The organism is Sphingobacterium sp. BIGb0116 (assembly GCF_024808035.1).
Lineage (GTDB): Bacteria > Bacteroidota > Bacteroidia > Sphingobacteriales > Sphingobacteriaceae > Sphingobacterium > Sphingobacterium paramultivorum.
In genome coordinates, this window is the sequence record NZ_JANUDT010000009.1 from 330,629 (window position 1) to 342,927 (window position 12,299).

12 protein-coding genes are annotated in these 12,299 nt (G+C 39.5%); 4 read left to right on the forward strand and 8 right to left on the reverse strand.

Features of this window, described 5'->3' with window-relative positions; genetic code table 11:
* Nucleotides 1–279: 279 nt before the first annotated feature.
* The 4 genes from M2419_RS21245 to M2419_RS21260 are packed head-to-tail and all read left to right on the forward strand — an operon-like array spanning nt 280 to nt 3,105.
* Nucleotides 280–756: a thermonuclease family protein gene (locus tag M2419_RS21245; RefSeq protein ID WP_153847717.1), complete on the forward strand. Its 477-nt coding sequence runs from the start codon at nt 280–282 to the stop codon at nt 754–756.
* 14 nt (nt 757–770) lie between these two features.
* Nucleotides 771–1,640 carry an EamA family transporter gene (locus M2419_RS21250; protein WP_153847716.1) on the forward strand — a complete coding sequence of 290 codons (870 nt, stop codon included), beginning with the start codon at nt 771–773 and terminating at the stop codon, nt 1,638–1,640.
* On the forward strand, nt 1,637–2,254 hold the full coding sequence (locus M2419_RS21255; protein WP_153847715.1) for a YigZ family protein: 618 nt from the start codon (nt 1,637–1,639) through the stop codon (nt 2,252–2,254). Before M2419_RS21250 ends, M2419_RS21255 begins: the two co-directional genes overlap by 4 nt.
* Entirely contained in the window at nt 2,251–3,105 is an 855-nt protein-coding gene (locus tag M2419_RS21260) for a nucleoside phosphorylase (RefSeq protein WP_153847714.1), read from the forward strand. Before M2419_RS21255 ends, M2419_RS21260 begins: the two co-directional genes overlap by 4 nt.
* A 110-nt stretch (nt 3,106–3,215) precedes the next feature.
* On the opposite strand, the gene rodA is transcribed toward M2419_RS21260, so the two are convergent.
* The 8 genes from rodA to M2419_RS21300 form a co-directional block, all read right to left on the reverse strand.
* Complete coding sequence (gene rodA / locus M2419_RS21265) at nt 3,216–4,481, reverse strand: rod shape-determining protein RodA (protein WP_153847713.1); 1,266 nt, start codon at nt 4,479–4,481, stop codon at nt 3,216–3,218.
* Nucleotides 4,474–6,456 carry a penicillin-binding protein 2 gene (gene mrdA / locus M2419_RS21270; RefSeq protein ID WP_088162766.1) on the reverse strand — a complete coding sequence of 661 codons (1,983 nt, stop codon included), beginning with the start codon at nt 6,454–6,456 and terminating at the stop codon, nt 4,474–4,476. The genes rodA and mrdA overlap by 8 nt, the downstream gene beginning before the upstream one ends.
* A gap of 27 nt (nt 6,457–6,483) precedes the next feature.
* Entirely contained in the window at nt 6,484–7,002 is a 519-nt protein-coding gene (locus M2419_RS21275; RefSeq protein WP_046671817.1) for a hypothetical protein, read from the reverse strand.
* On the reverse strand, nt 6,995–7,837 hold the full coding sequence (mreC, locus tag M2419_RS21280; RefSeq protein ID WP_070566004.1) for a rod shape-determining protein MreC: 843 nt from the start codon (nt 7,835–7,837) through the stop codon (nt 6,995–6,997). Before mreC ends, M2419_RS21275 begins: the two co-directional genes overlap by 8 nt.
* 91 nt (nt 7,838–7,928) lie before the next feature.
* Nucleotides 7,929–8,954: a rod shape-determining protein gene (locus tag M2419_RS21285; RefSeq protein ID WP_046671815.1), complete on the reverse strand. Its 1,026-nt coding sequence runs from the start codon at nt 8,952–8,954 to the stop codon at nt 7,929–7,931.
* A 442-nt stretch (nt 8,955–9,396) separates the two neighbouring features.
* On the reverse strand, nt 9,397–10,707 hold the full coding sequence (locus M2419_RS21290) for an NAD(P)/FAD-dependent oxidoreductase (protein ID WP_159731309.1): 1,311 nt from the start codon (nt 10,705–10,707) through the stop codon (nt 9,397–9,399).
* A 252-nt stretch (nt 10,708–10,959) separates the two neighbouring features.
* Nucleotides 10,960–11,292, reverse strand: a complete 333-nt coding sequence (locus M2419_RS21295; RefSeq protein WP_159731311.1) for a 2Fe-2S iron-sulfur cluster-binding protein — start codon at nt 11,290–11,292, stop codon at nt 10,960–10,962.
* Nucleotides 11,293–11,294: 2 nt separating this feature from the next.
* Complete coding sequence (locus M2419_RS21300) at nt 11,295–12,299, reverse strand: NAD(P)/FAD-dependent oxidoreductase (protein ID WP_153847710.1); 1,005 nt, start codon at nt 12,297–12,299, stop codon at nt 11,295–11,297.

Below are 12,299 nucleotides of genomic sequence, written 5' to 3' on the forward strand. Positions count from 1 at the left end.
TTTGGTGGTTTATTTGTAATGTTTTTAAAGTGTTTATTTTTCTTTAATCCTGGTATTATGTTGTTTTTTAGTTGTTTAAGTTTTTGTTTTGTTGTTTTTATTTTATAATAAATTATGTTTTTGTGTTATTTTTTATGTTAAAAATATCTGTGTTTTTATGTGATTTTTTGTTGTTTTTTTTTGTATTAAATTTATGTGTTTTTAATATTAATATTTCCGTTTTTTTTGGCTGTTTTGTTAAAAAAGTATTTTACTACCTTTGGGCAAACGCTGGATTTTATGCTAAAACGACGTAATTTTTATGTATGTGTATGTATGATCTGTTTTTTATTGACAGGTTTTACGTTTAAAGGAGAGGAAAAAGACGCGAAGGTAAAGCGCGTTATCGATGGCGATACCTTTGTCATTGAAAATGGAACCTCAAAAGGGGAGAAAGTTAGGTTGATAGGGGTAGATGCCCCGGAAACGAGACGGACAGCACGTAAGGAGATCGGTTACTATGGTCAAGAAGCGAAGCAGTATTTAACGGGGATGTTGAATGGGAAAAGTGTAAAGTTAGTCTTTGACGTTGGAAAACGGGATCGGTATGGAAGACTTCTTGCCTATGTGTATATTGGAAAGAAATTTGTCAATCGGGATTTGGTTGAACAAGGTTATGCAGTATCTTATACGCTAGCACCAAATGTACAATATGCAGATTTATTTGTAAAATTGGAACGTCAGGCTCGTCAGGAGAAACGTGGCCTTTGGAAATAAATGAATTTTGAATCATGATTTTTGTTTTATTAAGTGTCATCTGCAGCGTAACCGTTGCTGTTTTATTAAAATTGGCAAAACAAAATGGAGTCGAAACCAAACAAGTTATCGTTTGGAATTACCCCATGGCGGTTGCACTGACCTATTTTGTATTGCAACCTGATCTAAAATCGCTGGTATGGGATGCTATGCCGGTTACGTTGTATACGAGTCTGGCGATATTACTTCCTGGGATGTTTGTTTTTATAGCTTTGTCCATTCGCTATAGTGGTTTGGTCAAGACAGAGATTGCACAACGCTTATCGTTGTTTATTCCCTTGCTTGCATCATTTTTCTTCTTTCATGAAAAAATGGAGGGACATAAGATGCTTGGAATAGCCTTTGGTTTGTTGGCCATCCTGTGTTCTATTGGTTGGCAAAAAAATCAGTATAGTAGCTCGATGGCAGATAGGCGTTATAAAGCGCTTTATCCATTATTGGTATTTATCGGTATGGGCATAATTGATATCCTCTTTAAACAGGTCGCCTTGCATGTTAATATACCTTATATCAGTTCCATGTTTATTATCTTTGTGATGGCGATGTTTATTGCAATGGTGCTATTGCTGTATTTCCTTTTTGTGGAACAGCAACGTTTTTCAAAGCAAGCTATGGGATATGGATTGGTTTTGGGTGTATTTAACTTTTGTAACATCCTGTTCTATATGAAAGCGCATCGTGCCCTACCAGAAAATCCATCAGTCGTATTTACTGGGATGAATATTGGTGTGATCTCATTGGGCGCTTTAATTGGCGTCTTATTTTTTAAGGAAAGGTTATCGTTATTGAATTATATAGGCATAGCGCTTTCTATTGTTTCAGTTTTAATCATAGCATATCTATGAGTTTATTTGAAGATACTTACCGGACTATTGATGCAAAATACGAGGGAATTTTTAGGGATAAGGGCAGTAAGTTTATTGCTTATGCTTTTCCATTTAAATCCGAAGATCAATTAAAAGATCTGATCTTGGAAGTGAAAGCGATTCATCCGAAAGCGAGACACCATTGTTGGGCTTATCGTCTCACACCAGATCGTGCGGTCTTTCGCGTGAATGACGATGGAGAACCTTCAGGGACAGCAGGACGCCCTATTTTGAACGTCCTCCTATCGATGGATGTCACCAACGTTATCGTGATTGTCGTTCGTTATTTCGGTGGTACTTTGTTGGGTGTCCCAGGCTTGATTAATGCCTACAAATCAGCAACCCAAGATGCTTTGACCCAAGCAGAAATTATCGAGCGTACAGTGAATGACCATTATAGTATTACCTTTGATTACCTCCATATGAATGATATTATGCGGATCATAAAGGAAGAGGACGTGGAAATTGAAAAGCAGAAATTTGATAATCAGTGTTATTTGGAGTTTGAAGTCCGAAAAATGCAAGTCAATCGAATTGTTGATCGGTTTTCCAAAATAGAAGGTTGTCAGTTAACTTATTTATATACGATATGATCAACGAATCGGAATTGATTTTAAACTCAGATGGCAGTATATATCATCTGAATTTGTTGCCGGAGGATCTGGCAAATACAGTAATCACAGTTGGTGATCCAGATCGTGTAGCCAAAGTATCGAAGTACTTTGATCGTATTGAACTCAAAAAAGGGAAGCGTGAGTTTATTACGCATACTGGCTATTTGGGAAATAAACGGTTGACGGTAATCTCAACAGGTATAGGTACTGATAATATAGATATTGTGTTGAATGAACTGGATGCACTGGCAAATATTGATTTCGCCAATAGAACGGTAAAGTCGACGCTCAGCTCATTGGATATTGTTCGCATTGGAACCTCTGGAGCGGTACAACAAGATGTTGAGATGGGAACTATTTTGGCCTCTGCTTATGGAATAGGTCTTGATGCATTGATGAACTATTATCAGGGATCTTACGACGGTGAGGAGCAGGCGCTTCAGGCTGAACTAGCCGAATATTTTTCCGCATTAAACCTAAAACCCTACGTTGCGAAAGCTGGCGCAAGCCTTCTGGATCGAATTGCCTTTGATTTACCGAAGGGAGTCACGTTGACTGCGCCCGGATTTTATGCTCCACAGGGAAGGACTGTTCGCTCAACTAATACGATCCCCAATTTTATAGACTTGATCAAGTCCTTCCAATATAAAGATCAGCGTTTCACCAATTTGGAAATGGAAACAGCTGGTATTTATGCATTGGCTAACATGTTTGGACATCAGGCTTTATCCATCAATGCAATCTTGGCAAGTAGGGTAGATGGTCGGTTTTCTTCCGCACCTGAAGAAGTTGTTGATAAAGCTATACAGCTCGTTTTGGAACGTATTTAACCGTTTATCTGTGCCATGAAGGGAGACTTTAGTTTTTCTCAATTGATGCAGTAAAAGAGTTGAGAAGAACTAAAAACCAAATAAGGATTCAAATAGAAAAGGAGTTGTTTTTAGACAACTCCTTTTCTATTTGAATCAAATTTAAGCATGATGAACAGTAAAATGGTGAAACTCCATAAGGATGAACCACCATAACTAATAAAAGGCAGCGGAATCCCGATAACCGGAACAATACCTATAGTCATACCGATATTGATAAATAAGTGAAAAAAGAGGATGGATGCTACACCGTATGCATATATCCTGGCAAAGGCTGAACGCTGTCGTTCAGCTATATGAATAATGCGTAGCAGTAAGATGAGATAGATAAGTAATAAGGTAACCGATCCAACAAATCCCCACTCTTCTCCAACAGTGCAGAAAATAAAGTCCGTACTCTGCTCAGGCACAAAATTGTATTTTGTTTGAGTTCCCTGTAGGTAACCTTTGCCTAGAAGCTGCCCTGATCCAATTGCAATCTTCGACTGATTCAAATTATATCCTTTGCCCTTAGGGTCTTCCATTTTGCCCAGGATAATGTCAATACGGTCGCGTTGATGGGGTTGTAGCACATGTTCATACACCAAGTCCACACAGAGAACAAATACAGCGCAGGCTGCAAAAAGTATACTCAAATTAATAATGTATTTCCTTCTCTTGCGGTAGTTCCACATAACAAGGCCAATGAGCAATGCTAAAATCAAGATAAGTATCCATGGCTCGACCAATAAAGCAAGGACAAAAAGTAAAATACAGAGACCGCCAAATATTAGTAGTTCATTATTTACATAGCCCTCACGGTAGAATACAAAAATCAACGAAAAGAATGCAAGGGCAGATCCCGTATCGGGTTGTAACATAACCAAAAATACAGGAAATAAGACAATACCGGCTCCCATTGCCAGTGTCTGCATGGTCGGAGCTTTATTACTTTGTGAACTTAAAAAGTTAGCCAAGAGCAGACAGGTTGAAAGTTTTGCAAACTCAGAGGGCTGTAAGCGGAAAAAACCTAAGTCAATCCATGCCTGATTTCCGCCGACATTTCGCCCTACAACGAGCACGATAACAAGCAGGACAGCTGTTATACCATAAAATATCGGTGAAGCGGAGCTGAAAAATTTGGCGTCTATGATCAGAATGGATACCCCTAGAATAATTGCGGAAACAAGATATAAAGACTGTTTTCCATAATTGGTCCCTAAGGTAAAGAAATTGGGTAGTTCAGGATTAAATACAGCCGCACGGATATTGAATAAGCCAATTAAGCATAGCGCAAGCCAAAGAGTGATGGTTAGCCAGTCTATCTTTCCAAAGAAACTAGTTTTTTGATTATTCATATCTTCTCTTTATCTCGCTATGGTGAACAATTGTTTCCTTTGGTTTTGTTAAGGCAGCCAGCTGACGTTTTGATTTTAAGGTGTCGGTTTTCGATTTGACTGAATCCGTCTTTTTTACATCTTTAGCCTTTGGATCCACAACCTTTTTTGGTGCAGGAAGAAAATTCGCTTTATAAATGCGGTCCTGAATATATTTTGGTGCAGTTATCGTGTCTTTAAGGTATTTCTCAACCATCATACTTGCGATAGGTCCTGCCCAGGTTCCACCGTAACCAGCATTTTCAACAAAGACAGCAATGGCAATTTTAGGATTTTCTCGAGGTGCAAAAGCAAAGAAAACGGCATGGTTTTCTCCGTGTGGGTTTTGTGCTGTACCTGTTTTTCCGCACATTTCGATGCCTGGGATACGATTGGCCCAAGCAGTACCTTCGGGCGTATTGACAGCATCACTCATCCCTTGGATAACAACAGGATAATACCGCTCATCCACACCGGCACTGACTTTTTCGGTGAATTCCTTCTTGGCAATTTTCTGTGCGCCAATACCTTTAATCAAATGGGGTCTGTAATAAAAACCTTTGTTGGCAACGATAGCCATAATATTGGCCATTTGCAGCGGCGTTATACCCATTTCCCCTTGTCCAATAGATAAGGAGATATTGAAACTTGAACGCCATTTATCGTTACCATATCGTTTGGTATAAAAATCTGACGTAGGTAGTAAACCTGGTTTTTCACCCGGTAGATCAATCCCTAGTTTATGGCCAATTCCAAACTGTGTCACTGCATTGCGCCATAGATCGTAGGCCTTAGGTCCCGAAAGCCCACGTCCGTCGATCATCTTAGCATAGGTAAATCCATAGTAGGTATTACATGATACAGCTACAGATCGCTGTAATGTAGTTGATCCATGATAGTGTGTACAGCCCATCCAGCCGCGTCCACCACCATAGCTATATCCATGTGGACAGAAAAATACCGTATTGCGATCAATAACACCAGCCTGCTGCGCAGTCAGTGCCGAAACAACCTTAAATACAGAGCCTGGGGGGTAAGAGGCTTGAATAGGACGGTTAAAAAGCGGTTTGGTGTCGTCTTTCAATAATTTCATATAATTATTGCCAGACTGTCTGCCGACCATCATGTTTGGATTGTAACTTGGGCTACTTACATACGCCAAGATTTCACCCGTTGCAGGTTCAATAGCGACAATGGACCCCAATTTATTTTTCATGAGGTTTTCCCCTAGAATCTGGAGGTCCTTATCCAAAGAGGAAACCAGTCCTTCCCCTGCAACAGCAAGTGTGTCGTATTTCCCCTCCATAAATACCCCTTTCGGGCGGTTCAGCGCATCAACCATTAAGTTGTTGACACCGCGTTTTCCGCGAATAAGGTCTTCATAAGAACGTTCTACCCCACTTCGGCCAATATAGTCACCACTACGATAAAACCCATTGGAGCGTTCAATATCTTTATCATTTACCTCACTCACATAACCCAAAAATTGAGCCGCTATGCTGTCGGGATAACTCCTGATTGTTCTTTTTTGGACATAGAAACCACGAAATTGATATTGGTATTCCTGATATTGGGCCCATGTCCGTACAGAAAGCTGTTTTTCAAAAATGGATGCACGGTAAGGCGAGTGTACTCTTGCCTTTTCCATCCGTTTGATAAAGCCTTCCTTGTCAATGTCTATCAATTTGCAAAACAAAGCGGTGTCAATTTCTTTCACCTCACGTGGAGTAACCATAAGGTCATATACCGGTTCGTTCTGAACTAATACCTTTCCTTTTCGGTCCAATATAACCCCTCTGGCCGGGTACACAATGACCTTACGCATGACATTGCTGTTTGCGGAATGTATATAGGAATCGTCTATGATCTGTAAATAGAATAAGCGGGCCACCAAGGTCAATGTGATGGCAATAAAGATTCCCGAAACGACGTACTTACGCGCAAAAAAACTGTTCATAGAAATGAATTTCTATCCATCGATCTACTACAACCGATCTTTCTTTTTGTAGAATAATATGCTAAATAATAGCATGATAATTACTGTAAATATACAACTTAAAACTATACTCAATAAGGTGTATTGGATGTGCTGGAAGGAAAAAGATTCCAAGAGATACAAAAATGTATGATGAATCAATGTTCCGAAAAAGATGTAGGAAAAGAACCAGCGAATATTCATGAACCCCAACATCGGGGTAAAAAAAGATTCGCGTTCTTCAACTTCGAGCGTAATTTTCATGAAGAAAATACGGAAGGCTGCCAATGCAACACAGGCCGCGGTATTGACACCAAGGGTATCATAAAATGAATCTACGGTAAGTCCTGTGAGAAATGCGATCAAATACACCAGGAAATTAGGTGTTCCTGTCGGAAGTAAAAAAATAAATAAGATATAGGGAAATGCAGCGACCAGATTGTAATAACCGATATTTTGAAATAGGAAAACTTGCATGCCTATCAAAACGATAAATCGAATAATATTAAATATTAAAATCCTAGCCATTGTCCTTTGTCGATTCTTCTAGTGTCTTTAATTCTTTATTTAACAGGTCTTTTACAACGTAGACATGTTGCAAGTTGGAGAAATTGGTGCTCAATAATAGTCTAAGATCCAAAAAAGCATCTCCTGAAGAAATACCCGTCTGAATGACCGTCCCGACAAAAATTCCTTTTGGAAAATGTCCTGAATATCCTGAGGTATACACTTTGTCTCCTTTGTTGACTTTGATATGGTTTGGAATTTCCTTGACCATTGCCGCGCGGTAATCCATGCTATTGCCCCATACCAACGAGCCGAAGACCTCGGTATGCCCCAGTGTAACGGATATACGCGTATCTGGATGCAATAGGGATTGAACTGTCGAGAAGTTTTGGGAAACATTCAAAACAATACCAACTACCCCGTTGGGAGCGATAACACCCATACCTCGCTCTATACCGTCTTTACTGCCTTTATCGAGTGTAATCGTATTTGCCTTTTGGTGAATGCTATTGTTGATGACATTCGCAATAATAAATTCGTAACGCCCAAACTCACTGCTATCGATTGCTGGGACAGGACCGATCTTGATGCTGTCAGTTGATCGATAGGCTTGTAAGTCCTTCCTTAATTGTGCATTTTCCTTTGCAAGTGCATCGTTAGTCTCCCCGAGGTGCAGATAGCTTTTCCAGGAATTGACCTTTGCATACAGGCCTCCGATGATACTATTTGAAGAATTTAAAACAGAGTTACGTTGGAAAGAATTGTTGGTGATCACCAAAAATAACGAGAATCCAAAAAATAGGATAAACCAGAAGAATGCATTATATCGTCTCAGGAATAACCAAAGGTTTCTCATTTTTTAATGTGGGTATTTAATAAGCAAGCGATATAATAGTTTTGCATATTATATCGCTCTTTAATAAAATATTGTTATTAATTATCGAACGTTATGATTGCATCAAAAATTTAAATCGTCCAATATTTTTAAGTGCAATACCAGTTCCTCTTACGACAGCACGTAACGGATCTTCGGCAATATGTACTGGAAGTTTAGTTTTCGCTTGTATACGACGGTCCAAACCACGCAATAATGCACCACCACCGGTAAGATAGATACCTGTTTGATAAATATCTGCTGATAATTCTGGAGGAGTGATTTCAAGTGCTTTTAAGATCGCCTCTTCAATTTTTGATATGGACTTATCTAGACAATGCGCTATTTCGGTATAAGAAACAGTGATTTGCTTAGGAACACCTGTCATCAAATCACGGCCTTGAACAGCGAAATCTGCCGGTGGTTCCTGTAACTCAGGTAGAGCAGCACCGACTTCAATTTTGATTTTTTCAGCCGTACGTTCACCGATCATGATGTTATGTTGTCTTCTGATGTATTGAACGATGTCAGAGTCGAAGTTATCACCAGCAACACGAATGGACTGGTCACATACAATACCCGATAAAGCGATGACAGCAATTTCAGTGGTACCACCACCGATATCGATAATCATATTACCCATTGGTTCTTCCACATCAATTCCGATTCCTACAGCAGCAGCCATGGGTTCATGAATTAAATAGACTTCTTTGGCACCCGCAATTTCTGCTGAATCGCGCACAGCTCTTTTCTCTACTTCCGTAATACCGGAAGGAATACAAACAACCATACGTAGGGAAGGGAAAAACCAGCTCTTACCATTGTTTACCAATTTTACCATACCTCTGATCAGGTGTTCAGCTGCCGTAAAATCAGCGATTACTCCATCACGCAAAGGACGTACTGTCTTTATATTGTCGTGTGTTTTACCCTCCATTTGCATGGCCTGGCGACCAATGGCGATCACTTTGTTTGTGGTGCGGTCAAATGCAACAATAGAAGGTTCATCCACTACTACTTTGTCATTATGAATTATTAGGGTATTTGCAGTACCCAAGTCAATCGCAACTTCTTGCGTAAACCAATTAAATAAGCCCATCTGCTAATCCTTAAGCTATTTTAAAATAATATGCAAACCTACACAAAAAAAATTAATCTTTTTGAGGTTATACATCAAAAAAAACTACATTCTGAAAGTAAATTCTATCTGGAAAAAACTGTCTTTAAATTTAACGAATATAATCTGTAATTCTTACGTCCAAGGTGAAGTTATTTTTAATTGGACGCCGTGTTAAAGAAGAATTAAGCAGGTGTTTTTGAAATCATTGACTGCGAGAAGAAAGAATCCAATCTTGAAAAGGTGGTTTTGACAACTATCTGGAGAGGGCTGTTGTTTCGAAGTGTTCCCACACTCCGCTATTACATCTTTTTGGCGAGTGGATTAAACAGGTAAGATAGGGGTAAAAAAACAGCGCCATTATCGTTTGGGATAATGGCGCTGTCGATGTATTGAAATAGTTTATATAGACTCCAATAGAAAGTTATTGCGCTGTTTCTGCCTGCTGTTCTTCCGGAGTCGGCTCATCATATTTGTGAAAGATCAAACGGACACCACTGTTTTTGGTGAAAAATTTGACCGACCAGTTTACGAATGTGATCAATTTATTTCTGAATCCATAGATGGACATCAAATGGACAAACATCCACGTCATCCAGCCAAAGAATCCATTGAAATGGATTTTTCCCATGTCAACGACAGCTTTATTACGACCTATCGTAGCCATGGATCCTTTGTCAAAATAGTTGAATTTCTCGGTTGGTTGATTGGACATTGTTTGAAGAATGTGTTTTGCAACATATGCTCCCTGTTGTTGTGCTACCGGTGCAACACCTGGTAAGCCACGAGGAAGATCATCTGTAATAAATGCCGAAACATCACCAATGGCATAGACAGCTGGCATATCGATAACACGGCATTGATCGTCTGTCTGTATACGGTTACCACGTTGGATAATCTCCTTTTTGAAACCATTCGGATATTGCCCAGCTACACCTGCTCCCCAGATAACCGTTTTTGTTTCAATGCTTCTGCCATCGGCGAAAGTAATTGAATTGCCATCATATCCTGTTACCTGAACATTTAATAGTATTTCTACACCCAAATCTTTGAGGTACTTTTCTGAATCTTTAGAAGATTTTTCAGATAAGTTAGCCAATACTTTTGGAAGTCCTTCAACCAGGTACACCGACATCTCAGATTTTTTCAATTCTGGATAATCTTTCTCAAGAACATTGTTTTTGATTTCTGCAATTGCCCCCGAAAGTTCTACACCTGTTGGACCACCCCCAACAATTACAAAATTCAAATTAGCCTTACGATCAGTAGGGTTTTCTATCCGTACCGCTTGTTCGAGGTTCTGTAAAACATAGCTTCGAATATTTAATGCTTCTTGTATGTTTTTCATCGGCAAAGCATATTTTGTGATTTGTTGATTGCCGAAGAAGTTCGTTGTAGCACCTGTAGCAACAATTAAATAATCATAGTCAAAATCACCAACATCTGTTCTTACAATCTTAGCCTCGTTGTCTACGCTTTTTACGTCAGCAAGTCTAAAATGAAAGTTGTCTTGGCCTTTGAACATTTTGCGGACAGGGAAAGAGATGGAGTCCGCTGAAAGAGTACCCGTAGCAACTTGGTACATCAATGGTTGAAAAGTATGAAAGTTATTTCTGTCCAGCAACAGAACTTCAACTTCCTTATTTTTAAGCTTTTTAGCAACTTCAATTCCTCCAAATCCAGCACCAATAATGATTACTCTTGGGAATTTTCTATTTGAACTATTGCTTGGCATATTTTTAATAGTTTGTTGTAAAAATTCGGTACAATCGAATTAAGCTGCAAATATCTTAAATTTTGACTCAAAAAGCTAAGAAATATTTATTTATTGTGCTGATATGTTGTGAATTTTATTGTAAAGTAGCTAATTCTTTCAACAATATGTTTTGTACTTATTTGATTTTTAGTTCTTTATGGTGAATATTGCTGTCTCAAAAAAAATAGATTAATAGTGTTATCATTGTGTATTTTATACACAATGATAACACTATTGTAGCGCGCCTTTTATCTTGATTTTCATACCGTTGTTGTTATTATGCAGATAAAGCTGACAGGCAAGCCGGCTTTGATCATCGGCATCCGGAAGCGTATCCAGCATATCGAGCTCCTGATCACTCGCTGAAGGAAGCGTATCCAGGCCTTCGACAACTTCGACATGGCAGGTAGCGCACAGCGCCATACCTCCACAAGTGGCCAATATTTCATATTCGGATGCCTTTAAAATCTCCATGAGTGAAAGATTGATATCGGTAGGAACCTCCAACGTATTTTCGGTCTCATCACGATCAATAACAGTGACTTGAATTAAATTATCGTCCATGGCTAGAATGTATTTATACCGTTTACAGTGGTGTATTTGAATGTCAATTTTTGATCTGGGTAGACAAATTTAAAAGCACTTTGACACATAAGTGCAGCCTCATGGTACCCGCAAAGAATGAGTTTCAGTTTGCCTGGATAGGTGTTGATGTCTCCAATAGCATAGATCCGCTCGATATTGGTTGAGTAATCAAACGTATTGACCTCTATCGCATTTTTATCGATATTTAATCCCCAATCTGCGATTGGACCAAGCTTCGGCGTAAGACCATATAAGGGAATGAAATAGTCTGCATCTGTTGCGATGACTTCTTTTTCTTTATTTGTTGTTTCAACATGGGACAAGTAGTCATTGCCATGAATATTGGTCAGATTGTGGGACAATAATAAGTTGATCTTACCCTGTTGGGCCAATTTGAAAACCTTTTCAGCGGAGTCCGGAGCGCCCCTGAAGGAGTCACTTCGGTGGATTAAAGTGACCTGTTGCGCAATATCTGCGAGATGGAAAGTCCAATCGAGCGCGGAATCACCACCACCGGCAATGACGATTTTTTTATCCCGGTACTTGGCTGGGTCTTTTACCATATAATCTACGCCTTTCCCTTCAAAGAGGTGAAGATTTGGAATTTCGGGCTTGCGCGGTTCAAAGCAACCTAGGCCCCCAGCGATGACAATGACCTGTGTATGAACCATCGTATGATCATTGGTTTCTACAATAAAAGAACCGTCGTCCTGTTTTGTTATATGTTCCACACGCTCGCCTAAGGTGAATGTGGGGTCAAAGGGTTTAATCTGTTCAAGCTGTTTATCGATCAACTCCTGCGCAGTGATACTCGGATAACCAGGAATGTCGTAGATAGGCTTATGGGGGTAGATCTCTGAAAGTTGACCGCCCACTTGGGGGAGCACATCAATCAAATGGCAGCGCATTTTTAAAAGCCCAGCTTCAAAAACTGCGAATAGGCCAACAGGTCCTGCTCCGATGATACAGATATCCGTATTTATCAT